Raw genomic sequence first — 19948 nt, forward strand, 5'->3', positions numbered from 1 at the left:
CAATTTTAATGGTGTTTAAGAGAAAATTAGGCTCAGATACATCTAATCACTTATCAGATGAAATTGATGTCAGCAACTGATTTAAAAATCCTTCTTTAGCTTTTATTTCCTGATACTGTTCGAGCAGCTTTTTTCCAGCTTTCGCAGAAAATGCCAACTCACGGAGATCATCATCGTGAACCAGCACTTCCTCGAAAGTGGCTCTATCAACCAAGTCCATATTTCCTTCTACGTAATCAAAGATGAAATCTTCAATTACCGGGTGGTATTCTTTATCTAAATAATTGGGCATTTGGGGAGTTTGTTAAATTAATCCTTCACTCTCCTTTTAGTTCATTCTTCAGGCATTTGTTCCCAACTGAACGTAATCTTTTATAAGGGCTTGAATTTGAGCTCTCCCGCGATTAATTCTGGATTTTACAGTACCCATTGGGGTATCGGTGATCTCAGAAATTTCTTCGTAGGTCAGTTGTTGAAGGTCTCTGAGAATGACCACTTCCCGAAAATCTTCCGGCAATTCCATCAGGGCCTGTTCGAGTTTCTCCATACTTAGTTTCTCATGAAGAGCATCATCCTGAAGGATAGTTGAATCCTCCAGGAGAAGCTCTCGATCATCGGGGTCAGATTCATCTTTATGAATCGGCACTTTATACATCCGTTGCTTCTTTTTGTATAAACTCTTGGCAAGATTCAAAGCAATGGTGTACATCCAGGTAGAAAATTTGGCGATACGCTCGTAAGTGTGCTTGCTTTTATGAACTCTGAGAAAGGTTTCTTGCACCAGATCTTCGCAATCCTGATGGTTGTGGGTGTAGCGATACAGAAAGTTGTGCAGGCGATTCTGATAGCGATAAACCAACTCATTAAAGGCCATCTCTTTTCCATTTTGGAAATATTCCATTAGGTCTTCATCGCTATAGTTCTTGACAGATGCAGCTTGAAAAGCATTCATAACTAAACTCCAATTGTTTGATTTCGATTCTATTGGGCGCGAATCGTCTTACCCGATGATTCGCTTGACCAGGAAGAATAAAATCGAAGTGGAGTCTAATGTGCTAAAGCCTTTGATGGCGCGATCGGCGTCCAAAAGGGCTTCAAAAATCCGAGGCATTTCCGCATAGCGGAAATTTGAGGCATCATCCCAAAGTTTATTGAAGTACCAATTATTCTTGATACCCAACTCGCTCTGGACCTGACTTTTACTTACTCCCTTTTCGGAGAGCCTCAAAATCTGCCAGACATTTACAAACACACTGTTAAAGAACCCCACGGTTCGAATCAATTCTCCCGTGTCTGATTTAGTGTGTTGCAACATCTGTTCCGAGATGTAAAGAGCTTGTTCTAAATTTCGCGCTATGATGGCGTCTTTGAGCTCTATAGCCCCATATTCGCGATATGAACCGATTATTTTTTTTACGTCAGCTTCTGAGACAGTATCTGAAGTGTCCACAAAAGTGCACACTTTATCTATTTCTGTGGACAGTAACTGCAGATTATTACCCACAAATTGTGCCAGCAACTGAGCTGCTGCCGGCTCTATATTTTTGGAGTGATGGCTTCTTACCCAATCAATCACCCAATCCGGGATCAGGTAATCGGGCATGCGTTCAAATTGATGAAAGCCTACATTCTTATTTTTTTTGAAGGCTTTCCCAACATTCGTGTTGCCGGGTGGCTTTTTTTCATCAATACAAACCAGAAGTGTAGTGGGATTGGGACTTTCAATATATTGGATAAAATCATTTATATGTCCTCCGGGCGTACCATCATCTCCTCCCCCTTTTTTAAGCTGAAGAAAATTTCGGATAATAAGAACCCGCATTTCGGCCATCATGGGGAAACTCCGCGCAATAGATAGGGCTTGAGCCGGAGTAACGTCCTGACCATACAGCAAATCAAAATTGAAGTCTTTCTGATCGGGGGGAATGACTTTCGAAAACAAATCAAGCAATCGGTCGAGGTAGAATTCTTCTTCCCCAAACAGATAGTAAATAGGCTTTAGGTTGCCGGAGTTTAATTCCCCAACTACCTGCTGATAAATCTGATTGCTGTTTTGCTTTCGTGCCATGGCTGGCAAAGATAAGGAAAGTCAGGTTGAATGAAATAAGGAATTTGAATTGCTTGAAACCCAACCCTTCCAGAGTTTGGAGTGTTTAGTTTGGTTCAACCTACATTGCTTGAATCCTGGAAGGATTTGCAGCGTCTCTACAAAGAAACCAATTCCACTAACTCCGACCTCCTCTGTCTCCTCCTTCAACAAGGAGGAGGACTCTTTTTAGATTCCGTACCCTTGAGTAAATTTTTCAGTTTCAAACTAACTAGTGAAGTCCTCTCCTTGCTGAAGGAGAGGATTTAGGTAAGTCGATTATGGCTTTGAATGAAGCGTATACATCATTGAATTAAGCAATATCACCTTGTACATAGTAAGCGAAATGATGGACTTGATAATTGAAATTTGATAATTCCAAAATTACGGTGTAAGGCGTCCCATCATTCTTGGGAATGGAATGGTTTCGCGGACGTGCGAAAGGCCACAGATCCAAGAAACGGTGCGTTCCAGACCAAGTCCGTAACCGGAGTGTGGTACCGTTCCAAAGCGACGCAGATCTAAGTACCATTCAAATACCTCTTTATCGAGACCTTCTTCGGCAATTCTTTCTTCAAGCACTTCCAGACTGTCTTCGCGCTGTGAGCCCCCAACAATTTCGCCATAGCCCTCAGGAGCTAAAATATCCATCCCTAAAGCGAGTTTATCTGTTTCATCACGCTTCATATAGAAGGCTTTGATTTCAGCCGGCCAGTGGGTTACAATCAACGGTACGTCGAACTGCATCATTAATACAGTTTCATCACTTCCGCCAAAATCATTGCCCCACTCAAAGTTTCGAGCCGATTCTTTCCAGCTTGGTATGTTTCGCAGGTCTTCTTCAATTTGGTCTACCCGTGCAGAAATCTCTTTGATACGTTGATCAATTTGGGCTTTTCGCCATTTCTTGGCCTGCCCTTTTTCTTTTTTGATCTCTTCTTCCTCTTTCTCCAAATCAAGCTTTTCCTGTCGGCGAGATTCAGCCATTTCGTCCAACATATTCGCGGTATCATCGCTGGTCAGGATATCGACGGCTTCGGTATAAGTCATTCGTTCGAATGGCTTTTCTGCTATTTTTTCTAAGGCTGAAATATCACGTTCCAGAATCTCTAATTCATTCTGGCACTTTTCTAATACCTGGGAGACTATGGCTTTTATCATATCCTCAGCCAAGTCCATATTCATGTCCAGATCATAGTAAGCCATTTCCGGCTCGATCATCCAGAATTCTGTTAGGTGACGACGTGTTTTGGATTTTTCAGCACGAAAAGTTGGACCAAAAGTATAAATCTGTCCGTGTGCCATAGCCATAGCCTCACCGTATAACTGACCGGTTTGTGCCAGATACGCTTTATCCTCGAAATAGTCAGTTTCAAATAAGGTCGTACTTCCCTCGGCTGCATTTCCGGTGAAGATTGGGGAATCCATTTGCACGAATCCGCGTCCCTGGAAAAAGGTGTGAATGGCAAAAATAATCTCATTCCGTACCCGCATGGCTGCCCACTGTCGCTGACTTCGAAGCCATAAGTGTCGGTTATTCATCAAAAACTCAACACCGTGCTCTTTTGGAGTAATCGGATAGTTCTCGGCCACTTGAATTACTTTAACATCTGAAACATGAACCTCATGTCCACCAATACTACGCTCATCTGCTTTAACGGTACCGGTTATTTCAAGCGAACTCTCCTGCTTTAGAGAATTTGCCCCTTCCCATGCATCTTCTGAGACATCATCTTTAGCAACTACACACTGGGTAAGTCCCGTTCCGTCTCTCATCTCAATAAAGACAAGGCTACCGCTACTACGGTAATTATATACCCAGCCTTTAAGGGTTACTTCTTTATCGACGTGATCAGAAAGATTTTTGATGTAGGTCATTTGGATTTTTGGATTGATGATTTTGGATTGATGATTTGAATAGGTTCAAGGTTTTAGGTTCAAGGTGCAAGTTGTTTTCTTATTCCTTGTACCTTGAGCCTTGCGCCTACAAACTTGTGCCTAATTTTCCGGTAACAGTATGGCTTCCATGAAGTTTTCTTCGTTGAAGAATTCCTGTACAAAAGATTGAATTTGTTCGGCCGTAACCGCATCAATATTATCAACCAGCTCATCTAAAGTTACGAAACGTCCGAAATATAATTCACTTTTGGCGAGTCGGGTCATGCGATTACTGGTACTTTCCTGTGAGAGCAGAAGTTTTCCTTTTAATTGGGCTTTGGCTTCTTCGAGTTCTTTTTCAGGAACCGGGTCATCCTGCATTTTCTTTAGTTCTTTTTTGATGAGTTCACGAACGTGGTCAACATAATCTTTATCGGTTCCCACATAAATTCCCCATAAACCGGTATCAGTATAAGATTGGTTGAACGTCTGAATAGAGTAGCAGTATCCATACTTCTCACGAACGTTCTGATGTAGCCGTGAACTCATTCCGCCACCGAGTACGATATTAGCCATGAGTAATAAATACTTATCATCGTGATCAAAATTCAGCGCTCTTCGACCGTAGATGTAATGCGTTTGCTCAATCGGTTTTGTGAGGGTTATGTCCTCATTTTTAAATTCAGGAAGAGGCTGTTCTTTTTCTTCAACATTTTTAGCCTCCAATTGCTCAAAATACTCCTTAACGGCCTCCACAACACGATCATGATCAACATTCCCGGCTACCGAAATTAATAAGTTGCCGGGGTAATATCGGTCGCTCATGTAGTCATACAAATCCTGTCGTGAAAAATCGGAAACCGTTTTCTCAAACCCAAGCACAGGGCGACCAAGTTCATGTCCTTCAAAAATCTTGGCATTAAATTCCTCAAAAAGATAATCATCCGGAGAATCACGATACATCTTCATCTCCTCGATCACCACCTTTTTTTCCTTTTCAACTTCCTCTTCCGGGAAGGATGGATGTAACACCATATCAGAAAGAACATCCAAGGCTCGATCAAGCTGGGTGTTCACGCATCGAGCATAATAGCAGGTATATTCAGATGAGGTAAATGCATTCAAATAACCACCGACTGATTCCATACTCAGCGCAATGTCGTAAGAAGATCTGGAATCGGTGCCTTTGAAAAGCATATGTTCCAGGAAATGCGTTATTCCTGCCTGTTCTTCGGTTTCGTTACGCCCACCTGTTTTAACCCAAATTCCAACGGATACGCTTTTAACGCTGTCAATATGCTCTGTTACAATGCGGAGTCCGTTGTCCAAAGTACTCTTATTAATAAAATCGATTTCTTGTGCTTCTGACATATTCCTTTAAATCTTATTTGATATTCGATCCATCCATATTAGAAAATAGATCGGTTTACCATTCAAAAAAATGGCGCTCTTCCTAAAAGAAAGAGCGCCAAATATACTAAGCTTTTCGAGTAAAGACTTACTCTTCCTCGTCTTTATCTAACAGAACTTTTCTGGACAGACGAAGTTTATTGCCCGGTTCAATTTTGAGCAATTTAACTTCAATTTCGTCACCAACACTCATGTAATCATTTACGTTCTTAACATGTTCGTGTGCTACTTCCGAAATATGAAGTAATCCGTCTCTACCGGGAGCAATCTCTACAAAGGCACCGAAATCTTTAATAGACTTCACTTCACCTTTATAAACAGCTCCTTCTTCTAACTGCCCGGTAATTGCTTTAATGCGTTCTTGCGCATCTTTCGCTTTATCGAGGCTGTCTGCAGAAATAGTGATCTTACCTTTTCCGGTATCGTCATCTTCTTCGATCCAGATTTCGGTATCGGTTTCTTTCTGAAGAGTTTGAATTACTTTTCCACCTGGCCCAATAACAGCACCAATCATATCGCCATCAATTTCCATATTGATAAACTGTGGTGCGTATTCAGATAGTTGCTCTCTCGGGGTTGAAAGGGTCTCTGCCATTTTGCCTAGAATGTGCATTCTTCCAGTATGTGCTTGTTTGAGGGCTTCTTCCATAACATCAAATGAAATACCTTGTACTTTCATATCCATCTGGCAGGCAGTAATACCATCCGCAGTACCGGCTGTTTTGAAGTCCATGTCGCCCATGAAATCTTCTTCACCACGAATATCTGAAAGAACAACCGAGTTATTTTCACCCACAATCATACCCATTGCAATACCTGCAACCGGTTTTTTGAGGGGAACACCGGCATCCATCAATGCCATAGAGCCACCACAAACGGAAGCCATGGAAGATGAACCGTTGGATTCAGTAATGTCAGAAATTACACGGATTACATAACCGAAATCATCAAAAGATGGCATCATCATTCTAAGCGCTCGTTCGGCAAGGTGTCCGTGGCCAATTTCTCGTCGGCCGGGACCTCTTAAAAATCCGGCTTCTCCAACTGAATATGGAGGAAAGTTATAATGCAGATAGAATTTCTTCTCTTCCTCATCAAACAAGGTGTCAACAGCCTGGGCATCTTTTTTCGTACCTAATGTAACGGAAACCAGTGCCTGTGTTTCACCACGGGTAAATACTGCTGATCCGTGTGTTCGAGCGAGGTATCCGACTTGTGTCCAGATATCACGAACATCTTCAGGAGCACGGCCGTCAATTCTGCGTTTTTTCTCCAGAATCATGTTTCGGAGTTCTTCCTTCTCTACAGAACTCAGGATATCCTTGACAATATCCATTTCTTCTTCAAACTCTTCTTCAAGCTCAGCAATAACGCTGTCTTTGGCTTCCTGAAGCTTTTCGGAATATTCTTCTTTTCCAAGTCCGATGTTAACTACATCTTTGATTTTGTCGGTAGCTAATTCGCGAACTTTATTTTCAATTTCTTCGGGATTAGATTCTGGAACAAATTCTCTTTTATCGTTACCGTACTCTTCTCGAAGTTCTTCCTGGAATTCACATAAAGTAATAATTGAGGCGTGAGCTGCTTTAATCGCACCCAGCATTTCATCTTCTGAAATTTCATCCATCTCTCCTTCCATCATCAAAACAGAATCAGCAGTACCACCCACAATCATGTCGATATCGCTTTTTTCCAATTCTGAAAGTGTTGGGTTGATAACAAATTCGCCGTCAACACGACCTACACGAACTTCGGCCATAGGGCCTTCAAATGGTACGTCTGAGATATGCAAAGCAGCTGAGGCTCCAAATCCACCTAATACATCCCCATCATTTTCTCCATCTGAAGAAAGAACGCTTGAGATGATTTGGGTTTCACATAAATATCCTTTGGGAAATAAAGGACGTAAACTGCGGTCAATTAAACGACTCGCTAAAATTTCTTTTTCGGAAGGACGTCCTTCACGCTTCATAAATCCACCGGGGAAACGTCCGCCGGCTGAAAAACTTTCTCTGTGATCAACTACTAATGGGAAAAAGTTCTGTCCCGGTTTTGGTTCTTTAGCACTTACGGCGGTACATAATACCTGGGTATCTCCCATTCGAACCACTACAGCGCCATCGGCTTGCTTAGCAATCCTGCCTGTTTCTACTGAAAGCACCTTTCCCGGTGCAAATTCTACACTTCTTATTTCTTCTTTCATTGTCTTTTTTGTCTTTATTGATTTGCGAACCCTGCCAACAACAGATAAGAAATAATAGCGGCAGGATAAATTAAAAAAGGCTCCACAATGGAGCCTTTATACGATATATAATTACTTACGGATACCGAGCTCTTTGATGAGTTCTCTGTACTTCTCGATATCGTTCTTCATAAGGTAGTTTAACAACCTTCTTCTTTTTCCAACCATTTTCAATAATCCACGTCGAGATGCGTGATCTAATTTATTGTCTTTCAGGTGTTCGGTTAGGTCATTAATTCTTTTGGTGAGAAGGGCAATTTGTCCTTCAGTGGAACCCGTATCGGTTTCACTTTTTCCAAACTTCTTAAAGATTTCTTTTTTTTCTTCTGCGGTTATGGTCATTGCAATGTTTAGTTATAACTTATATAAATCGATTTATAGTTTTCAAAGATAGGGGTTTTTAGTGTAATGGACAATAACTTGATCAATGATTTCCACCTTAGCCTAAAATCTTTCTACTGCTTTGCTTATCTTTTTTTAGTTGTTGCTTCAGCGCTTCAATACCCTCAAATTTTTGTTCATCCCGAATACGATCTATAAAACGAACTTGAATGGTATCCCCATAAATCTCTTCATCAAAATCGAAGATATTGACTTCTATTGTTCGTTCATCTTCCCCAAATGTCGGGCGAAGACCGATATTCATCATTCCCCCAGACCATTCACCTGCTACGCGCACTTTCACCGCATATACCCCGTTTTTTGGAATGACTTTATTTTTATGCTCAGGTTTAAGGTTTGCAGTTGGATAGCCAATCTTACGCCCTCGCTCATCTCCATGCATCACTATCCCATTCAGCAGGTATTCACGGCCAAGGTATTCTGCGGCTTTCTTCACGTTACCCTCCACAGCCAGCGTTTTTCGGGTCACGGTACTACTTATGGTTACATCTCCCATTTCCTGCTTGGAAACCACATAGGAATCAAAACCTAACTTTTGTCCCAGTTTTTTGATGGTATCTATAGTGCCTTCGCGATCTTTGCCAAAATGATGGTCATAGCCAATTACAAATTCACTTACTCCTATTTTTTTATGAATAATATCTCGGACAAATTCTTCCGAGCTAAGCAGGGAAAAGTCACGATCAAAGGGAATCACCAATAGCACATCAATCCCCAAATCCTCTAAAATTTCACAGCGTTCTTTTAAGGTAGTCAGCATTTTTATGCCGTCTTCCCCGGGATTGATAATTTCACGTGGGTGCGGATCGAATGTAACGACTAAACTTCTGGCGTTACGTTCATTAGCTTTTTCCACTACCGTTTCCATGAGTTTACGATGCCCGATGTGAACCCCGTCGAATGTTCCAACGGTGACCACCGTATTAGGATTTCGCTCAATATTTTTTAACTCAATTAACTTTCCCATAACTCTTTTAATTGGTCTGCCAGGTCGTGAGGGTGTAATGCCTCATCCACTGAATAATGTCCGATTGCAGTTCGTTCTAATCCACTTAGAAAGGCTTTTGATTCAAGCGCTTCCCCAAGATCTCTTGCCAAAGAACGAATATATGTTCCTTTACTGCAATCTGTTTTCAGTTTCAATTTAGGAGTATCAAAATTTAAAATTTCATGGCGATGTAACGTGATTTGTCTCGGCGGACGGTCAACTTCTTTTCCTTCCCGGGCTAATTCATACAATTTCTTTCCACCGTACTTTAAAGCAGAATACATGGGTGGTACCTGATTGATAGTGCCGGTAAATTCTTGTTTTAAAACTTCAACAATATTTTTTCCGGTGATATGTGCCCATTCCCTTTCTTCAACCACCTCTCCTTCAGCATCGTAGGTTGAGGTGGCCTTGCCGAAAGTAATTTCTGCCAAATAGGTTTTAGGAAGTTCCTGAATCATGGAGATAGATTTAGTGGCCTTGCCACAACATAAGATCAAAAGACCGGTTGCCAGAGGATCAAGGGTTCCTGCATGACCCGTTTTCTTCACCCGTATGCGTTTTCTCAAAAACTTTACCACATCAAAACTGGACCATTCCAACGGTTTATCAATCAGAAATATGGCCCCTGCTTTAAAATCTGTTTCTTTGGTGGGAAGCTGGTTTTTACCAAATACAGGGAGCTGATCTAATGGTATTGCTTGCGCCATCAGTTGTTGTCTTGCGTATCGGAATCCTTTTCCGGAATATTCACTTTCTTGAAAAGCTGTTCGATCTTGTTGACGTATTCGGCGGTGTCATCCTGGTAAAAGTGAAGCTCAGGAATTTTACGAACCTGATTTTTTATTTTTGAAGCCAGCTCGTATCTGATTTCGTCAATATGTTCGTTAATGAATTGATAGACCGGCAATTCATCCCGACCGGGTGCAAAAACACTTAGATATATTCTTGCAATAGACAAGTCATCTGTCATTCTCACATTGGTAACCGTCACGAAAGTACCGTCGGGCTGGTAAGATTGTTGAATAATGTGACCGATATCCTTTTTTATAACTGCTGCTAATCGCTCTGGTCTGAAACCCATGATTCAATAATTTGAGATGTTCAAAATTCTAAACCCGGTTTTCAAATGCAGATAAATGCTTTCAGGAAACCGGGGCTTTCAATAAACCTTAACCGGCTGAGTCTTCGAGCGTACGTTTCTCTTCTACTACTTTATAACTCTCTATTTGGTCACCGACTTTGATATCATTATAACCCTGTATACTGATACCGCACTCATATCCGGAGGATACTTCTTTGACGTCATCTTTGAAACGTTTTAGGGCATCGATTTCACCGTCATAGATTACAACTCCATCACGAACAAGTCTGATCGGGTTATTTCGTTCAACTTTACCTTCTGTTACATAACAACCGGCAATGGTTCCAACCTTGGATACTTTGAAAGTCTCACGGACTTCTACGACACCCATCATCTGTTCTTTGATTTCAGGTGACAGAAGACCTTCAAGAGCATCACGTACTTCATCAACAGCATCATAAATAACACTGAATAGACGGACATCAATCTCTTCTTCTTCGGCAAGCTTACGGGCTTGTGAAGTTGGTCTAACCTGGAAACCAATAATAATGGCATCAGAAGCAGATGCGAGCAATACATCGGATTCAGAAATTGCTCCTGCCCCGGTGTGTATTATATTTACAGCAACTTCATCAGTACTTAATTTCTGAAGTGAACCGGAAAGCGCCTCAATAGAACCATCCACGTCGGCTTTTACAATTACATTCAGTTCAGATACTTCACCCAGAGCAAGTCGTCTTGAAATATCGTCGAGGGTCATATGCTTGGTTTTGCGTATCGACTGTTCCCGACGAATTTGCATACGCTCGTTGGCTACTTCTTTAGCAGTTTTCTCATCTTCCGCTACAACCAGTTTGTCACCGGCCTGGGGCATATCATCAAAACCCATTAACTGAACCGGTGTTGACGGTCCTGCTTTTTCTACTCTTTGTCCATGCTCGTTTTCCATAGCACGTACGCGACCAAAACAAGGTCCTGCCACAAACGGATCGCCAACTTTAAGCGTACCACCCTGCACCAGGATATTTGCTACAATACCCTTTCCTTTATCAAGTCGTGCTTCAAGAACAACACCATCTGCTCTTCGGTCTGCATTGGCTTTAAGTTCAAGTAATTCGGATTCAATCAATAGTTTTTCAAGCAGGTCTTCAATTCCCTGTCCTGTGTGGGCTGAAACCTCTGCATACTGAACCTGACCTCCGTATTCCTCAACAATAACATCATGCTCGGCCAATTCGGATTTAATTCTATCCGGATTTACACCCTCCAGATCCATCTTATTGATTGCTACAACTATAGGTACTCCCGCTGCTTTGGCGTGATTGATAGCCTCAATAGTTTGGGGCATCACAGAGTCATCAGCTGCAACTACCAGAATAACAATATCGGTAGCTTGCGCACCACGAGAACGCATTGCGGTAAAGGCCTCGTGACCCGGTGTATCTAAGAAAGTAATTTCATTCTCATTATGTACGACTTGGTAAGCACCAACGTGCTGCGTAATACCACCGGCCTCGCCTGCTGCAACTTTCTCTTCCCTGATATAGTCAAGCAACGAAGTTTTACCGTGATCAACGTGCCCCATGACAGTAATGATAGGTGCACGGGGATTAAGGTCTTCTTCATCATCCTCGGGAATGGTAAGTTCCTCATCCATTTCCTCGGCTTCAATAAACTTAACTTCTTTACCGTATTCCTCGGCAACCAATTCTATGGTTCCTGCATCAAGCCTTTGGTTGATGGTGATCATCAAACCAATTGACATACAGATGGAAATAATATCATTAACCCCTACATCCAGGAGGTCAGCAAGTTCGTTTGCAGTGATGAATTCTGTTGTTTCTATAACATCAGACTCCTGTTCTTCACGTTCTGCTTGCTTTTGCAGTTCCTCCTCGCGCTCCTCTTTTCTTTCTCGCCGGCGTTTTTGTCGCTTACTCCCTACAGTTTTAGATGCTTTCATCTTCTGCATGGTTTCGCGCATCATTTTATCTACATCCGTTTCATCAATTTCACTCTTACGCTTTCTCTTCTTCTTTTTCTTACTGGTAGATTTTTTCTTCTTAGTGCCTGAATCATCATCGTCTTTTCGATCTTTACGACGTTTTCTCTTCTTGCGCCGTTTCTTGTCGGCAACATCGCTGGTGAAAGATGCTTTACCTAATACCTTAGTTCCCTTAAGCTTACCTGCCGCCCCACGGATTACATCTTCATCCTCTTCTTCTTCGGCGTCACTCTTATCCTCTTCCTTCTCTGCTTTGTCTTCTGTTTCTTTATCAGATTTGGCTTCTTTCTTCTCTTCTTCTTTCTGATCTGAAGACTCTTTCTTAGCCTCTACTTTCTGTTCTTCTTTTTCTTCGTCGTCAGTTTTTTCAGTCTTTTCAGGTTTTCTCTCTTCTGCAGCTTCTTCCTTTTTTTCCTCGTCTTTTGCTTTAGTCTGCTCTTCTTCCTCAGGTTTCTCTTCTGCTACACCTTCTTCTTTAACTTCGTCTTCAGCTTTTTCTTCCTTTTTCTCAGGTTCATCTTCCGGCTGATCTTTTTCTTTTTCTACCTCTTCCTGTGGTTCTGCTTCAAGATCATCCTCTTCTTCTTCATCCTCCGGTTCGGGCTCTAAATCCAGTGTCTCTTCTTCTGGTTCTAAATCAGGCGTATCCTCTTCAGGCTCCAAACCGATACTATCTTCAATGGGCTCCAGCACATTATCGATAGTCACACTCTCATTTCGCTGGTTCATCATTTGGTTTCGACGGCTTTCGTACTCCTCACGAGCTTTTTCGTGATCTGCGCTCTTAGCTTTGTCCTCACCGTACTCTTGATCCAGGATGGTATACATCTCTGGTGTAACTTTGTAGTTTGGACGGTTGGATGCATCAAAACCTTTATCATTTAATGTATCTACAATAGTCTGTGTAGTTACATTAAATTCGGATGCAACTTTGAATAATGGTTTGGGTCTTTTAGACGTCATAAATGAGTTTTAAATGTGAGCTTATTAAACTAAGAATTTTTGAGTGGAATTGCCGACTTATGACTCGTCCTCAAATTCGTAGGCAATTACATCCATAATCTTCTCAGCGAGCTCGGGATCTATTTCTTCGTTCGTTCTGCTAACTAATTCTTCAGCATTTAATTCAAGTACTGCACGGGCGGTGTCACAACCTATATCGTGAAGCATTTGAATTACATCTTCACCGAAATCTACGGCAAATTCATCAATATCAATATCATCTTCTTCTTCAACTTCGCGATATACGTCAATTTCAACACCGGCAAGCTTTGAAGCAAGGCGAATATTAACTCCACCCTTACCAATTGCTTTAGAAACTTCATCAGCCGGTACCAATACATTGGCCTGTTTATTTTCTTCGTTCAATTCCACTTTTAACACTTCAGCAGGCTGCAAGGCACGCTTTATAAATTCGTGTTTATCAGGAGTGAAGTTAATTACGTCGATATTTTCATTTTGAAGTTCTCGTACAATAGCATGAATCCTGATTCCTTTCATGCCCACACAGGCACCAACAGGATCTACCCGTTCATCGTGCGATAAAACGGCTACTTTGGAACGATCTCCCGGAGACCGGGCTATACGTACCAATTCGATGATGCCATCAAAAACTTCAGGAATCTCATTTTCAAAAAGTCGTTCTAAAAATAACTCTGATGTTCTTGAAATGATTACCGTCGGATTACCATTCCGCATGCGCACCTCAGTTACTACAGCACGAATGGTATCACCTTTACGATACCGATCTTTGTAAATCTGCTCACTTTTGGGCAAAAGGAGCTCAACACCATTGTGGTTGACAAGAATATCTTTATTCTGGCGCACCTGATACACATCGCCAAGAATAATTTCTCCTACCCGATCCGAATAATCTTCGTAAATATTGTCTTTTTCAATTTCTCGGATACGCTGTGCCAACTGCTGGCGAGCCATGGTAACTGCCCGACGGCCAAAGTCTGTGATTTGGATTTCCTGGGCTAATTCATCATATAACTCGATGTCAGGGTCTATTTTCTGAGCATCTTCCAACGATATTTCTGCTACTTCATCTGTAAGTTCGTCTTCAGGAACAACTTCCTGAACATGTAAAATCTGAATTTCTCCCCGGTCAGCGTTTAAAATAACCTCAAAAGACTCATCGGACTCATATTTTTTACGAATCATGGTTCGAAATACATCTTCCAAAATGGAAAGAAGCATATCGCGATCAATGCCTTTCTCATGAGCAATTTCAGCAAATGAGGAGATAATTTGTTTTGATAATTCGTTCTGCATCAGTTTAGCTTAATTAAATTACGGGGATAATTTTGGTTTCAACAATGGAATCAAATGGTATCTCAATTTCTACTTCGTCTTCATCGGTTATAGCAATAATGTTTTCGTGAACACCGGTAATTACACCATCAATTTTCTGGTATTCTCCAGAACTATTTTTGAATTTGACCGCTGCTACACGTCCTTCATTTTTCTTGTATTGACGTTTATCACTTAGTGGTCTGCTCAATCCCGGCGACGAAACATTCAACCTGTACTTACTGTCAAATAACTCGTGCGCTTCAACTAAAAAACCGAGTTCTCTGCTAATTTCAGCACAATGATCAATGTTCACACCACCGGCTTCACTGTCAAGCAATATCCAGACTTCGGCAATTCCGCTTCCGGTTTTGATCTCAACATCTACAACAAAGAGGTTGTGCTCTTCTGCAAGAGGAGTTGCTAAGTCTTTAATATTTTTTATGATACCTAATTGCATTTACACCAAATTTTGAAACAAAAAAAAGCGAGTGCCTTTCGGCGCTCACTGCCTTCCTAAGGTAGCTCTATTTCGGCTAAATTTCAATGAATCAAACGGATTGAGTATAGATTCATTTTTTGATAACAATGTTTTGAGTTAATTTGTAAATGATTCTATAATTTAATGTCCGGCAATATTCACAATCTAATATTTTCTAATGAAATCACATTTAAAGCCCCTGTTCACTTACATCATTTTGTTCAATTTTATTATTTCCTGTGGAAGTAAAGAGCAGAAAACAGAAAATACTACTCCAACCGGGAGACAATTAGACTTTACCAATGAAGTTACTTTTTTAAATACGGAAGGTGATGAAATTTCGACAATAAGAGCGGCCGTTGCAGACGAGGGCCCGGAGAGAAATCAAGGGTTAATGGATGTCAATGACTTGCCAAATGATGCAGGCATGATTTTTATCTTTCCTGATGAAGCCGAACGCAGTTTTTACATGGCAAATACCCCCCTTCCTCTTGACATTATGTTTGTGAACCAAGACAGTGTCATTATTCGAATTCACCATAATACCACCCCATTTAACAGTGAACAATTACCTTCTGACGGTCCTGCAAAATTTGTGGTAGAAACGAACGCCGGGTATGCTGTATCTAATGATATTCAAGAAGGAATGAAGATCAGGTTTTAGAACTATTTACTCTATTCTTGCTCTACGGCTTCATGTTTCTCTAAAAACTCCATCACTTTTTGCACATTCTTTTTGGAGCCAATATAGATGGGCGTTTGCTGATGAATGGCGTTTGGCTCTAATTCCATAATGCGCTTTTTACCATCTGTTGCCATTCCACCGGCTTGTTCAATAATAAAACTCAAAGGATTGCACTCGTACATGAGGCGTAGTTTACCACTTGGATATTTTTTACTATGAGGATAAATAAAAATTCCCCCTTTAATTAACGTACGATGTATATCTGCTACCATTGAACCGATATACCTCGCTGAATATGGTCGGCCTGTTTCAGCATCCTCATCTTGACAATATTTAATATATTTTTTTAACCCCGGATCCCAGGAGTTATAACTTCCTTCATTGATGCTGTAAATCCCCCCGTGTTCAGGCATCTTAATTTTCTTTTCGCTTAATATGAATTCACCAATACTTGGATCTAAGGTAAATACGGAAACACCTAATCCAGTGGTATAGGCCAAAATGGTACTTGACCCATAGAGAACATATCCCGCGGCCACTTGTCTTACTCCCGGCTGCAGTGCGTCAGATTCGCGCAGGGTAGAATCAAAACGGGGCTCTCTCATATAAACCGAAAAAATACTCCCAATAGATACATTTACATCAATGTTAGAAGATCCGTCAAGTGGATCCAGGAACACAATGTATTTCCCCCCTTTGCTGCTCAACTTAACAATGCCGTCATTTTCTTCAGAAATAACCATACATGTTATCATGGAGCGGTTCAGTGCAGAAATAAGCTGTTGATCTGCAAAAAGATCCAATTTTTTTACTGCTTCTCCATGTATGTTTTTGGATCCGTCAAATCCCAAAATATTGGTAATCCCGGCTTTATTTACTTCACGCGAAATAATCTTTGCTGCCAGCCCGATGTCCCTCAACAGCTGTGAGAGCTCCCCTGTGGCCCCCGGAAACTTATTTTGAGATTGAATGATGTATTCTTCTAAGGTTTCTAATCTTGAATTATCTTTATCTACCATTTTTGCTTTTACTATTTATGGAAGCGCTTTTCTGCAATATAAAAATCTTTTGGCGACAAATTCTCATTGCTTGCGCAAAATTCAAACTTGTGTTTCAATCTCTTCGAGAATCCGTCTGGCTTTTTCCTTCAATTCACTAATGCTCCCGTCATTAACAACAACATAATCTGCAAGGTGCGTTAAATTCTCAAAATCAGGCTGTTTTGCCATTCGTTCTTCCACAGAGTTTTTGGTTGCTTCGTCTCTTTCCAACGTTCTTTCTATTCTTTTTTGCTTGTCGGCAAGTATTATTATTACATAGTCTAATCCTTCCGGGCGACCATTGTTCAGCAGAATAGCAGCCTCTTTTGCAAATACCTTCGTTCCTTTTTGTTCCTCTTGCTCAGCTATACCTTCAACCTCTTCCCACAACACCGGATGAACAAGATCATTAAGCTCTTCCACCCGTCCCTTTTCGAAAGCTTCCTTGGCTAAAAATGCTCGGTTTAACTCCCCTTGTTCGTTATAAGCTTGTTCCCCAAAAGTCTGTTTAATTTGATTCTTTAGCTTCTGATTTTCAAGCATCAGTTGTTTTGCAAAATCATCGGCATAGAGTACGGTGGCTCCCAGTTTTTCCCATTCTTTGCAAAAGGTGGTTTTTCCGGAACCGATTCCTCCTGTTATGCCAACCTTAATCATGATTTAATCACCGTTTTTAGTTTTTCAGTGTTTCTTTCCGGGTAATTTGTATTGTAATGCAATCCCCTGCTCTCCTTTTTTGCATCGCAGAACGAACAATCAAATATCCTAAACAAACCAAATTACGAAGTTCACACAGAGAAACATTCACTTTAGTGCGTTGATAGAATTCTTCTGTTTCTCTGTAGAGTAATTCTATTCTTCGTAATGCTCTTTCAAGCCTAAAATCACTTCTGACAATACCGACATAATTCCACATCACTTTCTTTAATTCCTGTCGGTTATGTGAAACCAAAATCCATTCCTCGGTATTTACGGTACCCGATTCATTCCATTCCGGAATATCATCTCTAAACTCATATTCAGTAAAATCATCTTTAGCCTTATTAAAAGCCTGATCAGAAAATACAATAGATTCAAGTAAACTATTAGAAGCCAATCGATTGGCACCATGAAGGCCGGTACATGCAACTTCCCCACAAGCAAACAACCTTTCTATGCTGGTTTGCCCATTCAAGTCAGTTGCAACACCACCACATGTATAATGGGTGGCCGGAACTACGGGTATTAAGTCTTTTGTGATATCAATTCCATAATTGAGACAGGTCTCATATATGGTTGGGAACTCCGCTTTAATTTCTTTTGAGTCGAGATGTGTTATATCCAAATAAACATGATCTTCTCCACTTTTCTTCAACTGATCGTCAATAGCCCTGGCTACAATATCTCTCGGAGCTAATTTTTTACGCTCATCATAATGAATCATAAACGCTTCTCCGGTGTGATTTCGGAGTATTCCCCCAAAACCACGGACGGCTTCTGAAATTAAAAAAGACTCTGCATCCGGGACGGCCAAACTCGTGGGGTGAAATTGGACAAACTCCATGTTCTCAATCCTTGCTTTAGCTCGATAGGCCATTGCAATACCATCTCCTGTTGCGACCGAGGGATTCGTTGTATGCTGATACACCTCTCCGGCTCCACCTGAAGCCAATAAAGTTACCTTCGCTAACATCCGAAGCACTTCATCCTCGTTTTCATCAAGTACATAAGCTCCAAAACAATGTATTTGACTCGTCTCATCTACATTTCCACCAAGGTGGTGTTCAGTGAGGAGTTCCATCGCAAAATGGTGCTCAAAAATATCAATATTCGGATGATTCTTAGCATTACTTACAAGAACAGACCCAATCTCAAACCCAGTAGCATCTGCAGCGTGCAAGATTCTGTTTTCGGAATGCCCTCCTTCCCGGCCTAAATCAAGTTCCCCATTCTTTTTAGTGAATTGAACTCCAAGATCGACTAATTCCCGAATCATTTCGGGGCCTTTTGTTACTACCAATTCTACGGCATCCCGATTGCATAGCCCGGCTCCGGCCTCGAGGGTGTCCTCAATGTGTTTCTCGAAAGAATCATGTTTTGCCGTTACCCCTGCAATTCCGCCTTGAGCGTATGAGGTATTGGATTCCATCATTTCTTTTTTAGTCACTATAGCAACCGTTCCATGCTCCGCGGCTTTGAGCGCAAAGGTCAGCCCTGCTATTCCACTTCCAATGACTAAAAAATCGTAGTTAAGCTTCGACATCTTGCAGCAAATAGGATTTGATAAACTCATCGAGATCGCCATCCATTACACCGCTTACATCACTTGTTTCATAATTTGTACGGTGATCTTTCACACGCTGATCATCAAAAACATAACTGCGAATTTGTGATCCCCACTCGTTTTTACTTTTTGAACCCTCAAGTTTGGCTTTTTCAGCCTCACGGATTTCTTTCTCTAATTCATAAATCCGGGATTTTAAAAGCACCATAGCCTTTTCACGATTCTGAAGCTGTGAACGCTCCTGCTGACATTCAGCAACTACTCGTTCTGTGCTTCCATCAGAGAGCTCTCCTTCCCATATCAAACGAACACCGGTTTCAACCTTATTCACATTTTGGCCACCGGCACCACTAGAATGGAATCGCTGTAATTCAACTTCACTCTCATTGATATCAACCTCGATTGTGTCATCAATTAACGGAGATACAAAGACTGAACAAAAGGAAGTATGTCTGCGGGCATTACTATCGAATGGAGAAACACGTACCAAACGATGTACCCCACTTTCAGCTTTAAGAAAGCCGTATGCATTATCTCCTTTCACTTCAATAGTTGCACTTTTCAGGCCAGCTACATCACCATCTTGATAATCCACTACCGAAACTTTAAAACCGGACTTCTCTGCCCATCTTGTGTACATTCGATACAGCATTTCCGCCCAATCCTGACTTTCTGTGCCACCGGCTCCCGGGTTGAAATTGACAATCGCATCGCGGTGATCATCTTCACCGGATAACATATTTTTGAGCTCCATTGTCTCGAGCGATTTCTCCAGTTTTTTAACTTCTGCTTCGAGTTCAGCATCTACATTCTCGCCCATTTCCTGGAACTCAAGGTATACATTAATACTGTCTCTGAGTTCATTGAGATGATCCCATCCTTCTACCAGGCTTTTCTCATGATCCAATTCCTTCATAATTGATTGAGCCTTGGAAGGATCATTCCAAAAATTTGGGTCCTGGGTTTGTTCGGTAAGTTCTATTATTCGGACTTTTCGTTTTTCGTAGTCAAAGGAACCTCCTGAGCGCATCAACACGCTCAAAAAGTTCATTTAAGTGATCTGTGTTTACTGCCATCTGATATTTTTGT

The 19948-nt window shown here is 41.3% G+C and carries 17 protein-coding genes and 1 pseudogene; 1 reads left to right on the top strand and 17 read right to left on the bottom strand.

Going from position 1 to position 19948, the window contains the following annotated elements:
• Positions 1-46: 46 nt before the first annotated feature.
• From RI561_RS05590 to rimP, 13 genes are all read right to left on the bottom strand, one after another.
• Positions 47-292, bottom strand: a complete 246-nt coding sequence (locus RI561_RS05590; RefSeq protein WP_395079242.1) for a hypothetical protein — start codon at positions 290-292, stop codon at positions 47-49.
• A gap of 48 nt (positions 293-340) precedes the next feature.
• Positions 341-952 carry a sigma-70 family RNA polymerase sigma factor gene (locus RI561_RS05595; protein ID WP_395079243.1) on the bottom strand — a complete coding sequence of 204 codons (612 nt, stop codon included), beginning with the start codon at positions 950-952 and terminating at the stop codon, positions 341-343.
• A 48-nt stretch (positions 953-1000) separates the two neighbouring features.
• Complete coding sequence (holA, locus tag RI561_RS05600) at positions 1001-2068, bottom strand: DNA polymerase III subunit delta (protein WP_395079244.1); 1068 nt, start codon at positions 2066-2068, stop codon at positions 1001-1003.
• Positions 2069-2470: 402 nt separating this feature from the next.
• Positions 2471-3964: an asparagine--tRNA ligase gene (locus tag RI561_RS05605; RefSeq protein ID WP_395079245.1), complete on the bottom strand. Its 1494-nt coding sequence runs from the start codon at positions 3962-3964 to the stop codon at positions 2471-2473.
• A gap of 120 nt (positions 3965-4084) precedes the next feature.
• Positions 4085-5335, bottom strand: coding sequence for a M16 family metallopeptidase (locus RI561_RS05610; protein ID WP_395079246.1), 1251 nt, complete (start codon positions 5333-5335; stop codon positions 4085-4087).
• 127 nt (positions 5336-5462) lie between these two features.
• On the bottom strand, positions 5463-7577 hold the full coding sequence (gene pnp / locus RI561_RS05615; RefSeq protein WP_395079247.1) for a polyribonucleotide nucleotidyltransferase: 2115 nt from the start codon (positions 7575-7577) through the stop codon (positions 5463-5465).
• A 111-nt stretch (positions 7578-7688) separates the two neighbouring features.
• The gene (gene rpsO, locus RI561_RS05620) at positions 7689-7958 is read right to left on the bottom strand and encodes a 30S ribosomal protein S15 (protein WP_395079248.1); all 270 of its coding nucleotides are present in this window, start codon (positions 7956-7958) and stop codon (positions 7689-7691) included.
• A gap of 97 nt (positions 7959-8055) precedes the next feature.
• Positions 8056-8985, bottom strand: a complete 930-nt coding sequence (locus tag RI561_RS05625; protein WP_395079249.1) for a bifunctional riboflavin kinase/FAD synthetase — start codon at positions 8983-8985, stop codon at positions 8056-8058.
• A complete protein-coding gene (truB, locus tag RI561_RS05630; RefSeq protein WP_395079250.1) occupies positions 8973-9716 on the bottom strand; it encodes a tRNA pseudouridine(55) synthase TruB in 744 nt (247 codons plus the stop codon). Before truB ends, RI561_RS05625 begins: the two co-directional genes overlap by 13 nt.
• Positions 9716-10090, bottom strand: a complete 375-nt coding sequence (gene rbfA / locus RI561_RS05635; protein ID WP_395079251.1) for a 30S ribosome-binding factor RbfA — start codon at positions 10088-10090, stop codon at positions 9716-9718. Before rbfA ends, truB begins: the two co-directional genes overlap by 1 nt.
• Positions 10091-10178: 88 nt before the next feature.
• Positions 10179-13058, bottom strand: a complete 2880-nt coding sequence (gene infB / locus RI561_RS05640; protein ID WP_395079252.1) for a translation initiation factor IF-2 — start codon at positions 13056-13058, stop codon at positions 10179-10181.
• Positions 13059-13115: 57 nt separating this feature from the next.
• Positions 13116-14372, bottom strand: a complete 1257-nt coding sequence (nusA, locus tag RI561_RS05645) for a transcription termination factor NusA (RefSeq protein WP_395079253.1) — start codon at positions 14370-14372, stop codon at positions 13116-13118.
• A gap of 13 nt (positions 14373-14385) precedes the next feature.
• Complete coding sequence (rimP, locus tag RI561_RS05650; RefSeq protein WP_395079254.1) at positions 14386-14850, bottom strand: ribosome maturation factor RimP; 465 nt, start codon at positions 14848-14850, stop codon at positions 14386-14388.
• 199 nt (positions 14851-15049) lie between these two features.
• Between rimP and RI561_RS05655 the strand changes: the two genes are divergently transcribed.
• Positions 15050-15535, top strand: coding sequence for a DUF192 domain-containing protein (locus tag RI561_RS05655; protein ID WP_395079255.1), 486 nt, complete (start codon positions 15050-15052; stop codon positions 15533-15535).
• Between the two features lie 11 nt (positions 15536-15546).
• On the opposite strand, the gene fbp is transcribed toward RI561_RS05655, so the two are convergent.
• From fbp to prfB, 4 genes and pseudogenes are all read right to left on the bottom strand, one after another.
• Positions 15547-16575 carry a class 1 fructose-bisphosphatase gene (gene fbp / locus RI561_RS05660; RefSeq protein ID WP_395079256.1) on the bottom strand — a complete coding sequence of 343 codons (1029 nt, stop codon included), beginning with the start codon at positions 16573-16575 and terminating at the stop codon, positions 15547-15549.
• A gap of 81 nt (positions 16576-16656) precedes the next feature.
• Entirely contained in the window at positions 16657-17253 is a 597-nt protein-coding gene (coaE, locus tag RI561_RS05665; RefSeq protein WP_395079257.1) for a dephospho-CoA kinase, read from the bottom strand.
• Positions 17250-18838 (bottom strand): annotated as a pseudogene (gene nadB, locus RI561_RS05670) (L-aspartate oxidase). Before nadB ends, coaE begins: the two are co-directional and overlap by 4 nt.
• A protein-coding gene (prfB, locus tag RI561_RS05675; protein ID WP_395079258.1) for a peptide chain release factor 2 occupies positions 18825-19935 on the bottom strand; the annotation gives its coding sequence in 2 pieces (ribosomal slippage) (positions 18825-19868 and positions 19870-19935; 1110 coding nt in all). Before prfB ends, nadB begins: the two are co-directional and overlap by 14 nt.
• Between the last annotated feature and the right edge of the window lie 13 nt (positions 19936-19948).

Source organism: Gracilimonas sp., assembly GCF_031581265.1.
In the GTDB taxonomy this organism is placed as follows: Bacteria; Bacteroidota; Rhodothermia; order Balneolales; family Balneolaceae; genus Gracilimonas.

Excerpts from the sequence above, each read along its gene's own strand:
- RI561_RS05595 (WP_395079243.1), bottom strand. The coding sequence starts at position 952 with ATGAATGCTTTTCAAGCTGCATCTGTCAAGAACTATAGCGATGAAGAC.
- rpsO (WP_395079248.1), bottom strand. The coding sequence starts at position 7,958 with ATGACCATAACCGCAGAAGAAAAAAAAGAAATCTTTAAGAAGTTTGGA.
- holA (WP_395079244.1), bottom strand. The coding sequence starts at position 2,068 with ATGGCACGAAAGCAAAACAGCAATCAGATTTATCAGCAGGTAGTTGGG.
- RI561_RS05625 (WP_395079249.1), bottom strand. The coding sequence starts at position 8,985 with ATGGGAAAGTTAATTGAGTTAAAAAATATTGAGCGAAATCCTAATACG.
- coaE (WP_395079257.1), bottom strand. The coding sequence starts at position 17,253 with ATGATTAAGGTTGGCATAACAGGAGGAATCGGTTCCGGAAAAACCACC.
- nusA (WP_395079253.1), bottom strand. The coding sequence starts at position 14,372 with ATGCAGAACGAATTATCAAAACAAATTATCTCCTCATTTGCTGAAATT.
- RI561_RS05605 (WP_395079245.1), bottom strand. The coding sequence starts at position 3,964 with ATGACCTACATCAAAAATCTTTCTGATCACGTCGATAAAGAAGTAACC.
- rbfA (WP_395079251.1), bottom strand. The coding sequence starts at position 10,090 with ATGGGTTTCAGACCAGAGCGATTAGCAGCAGTTATAAAAAAGGATATC.
- infB (WP_395079252.1), bottom strand. The coding sequence starts at position 13,058 with ATGACGTCTAAAAGACCCAAACCATTATTCAAAGTTGCATCCGAATTT.
- RI561_RS05590 (WP_395079242.1), bottom strand. The coding sequence starts at position 292 with ATGCCCAATTATTTAGATAAAGAATACCACCCGGTAATTGAAGATTTC.
- truB (WP_395079250.1), bottom strand. The coding sequence starts at position 9,716 with ATGGCGCAAGCAATACCATTAGATCAGCTCCCTGTATTTGGTAAAAAC.
- RI561_RS05655 (WP_395079255.1), top strand. The coding sequence starts at position 15,050 with ATGAAATCACATTTAAAGCCCCTGTTCACTTACATCATTTTGTTCAAT.
- pnp (WP_395079247.1), bottom strand. The coding sequence starts at position 7,577 with ATGAAAGAAGAAATAAGAAGTGTAGAATTTGCACCGGGAAAGGTGCTT.
- fbp (WP_395079256.1), bottom strand. The coding sequence starts at position 16,575 with ATGGTAGATAAAGATAATTCAAGATTAGAAACCTTAGAAGAATACATC.
- RI561_RS05610 (WP_395079246.1), bottom strand. The coding sequence starts at position 5,335 with ATGTCAGAAGCACAAGAAATCGATTTTATTAATAAGAGTACTTTGGAC.
- rimP (WP_395079254.1), bottom strand. The coding sequence starts at position 14,850 with ATGCAATTAGGTATCATAAAAAATATTAAAGACTTAGCAACTCCTCTT.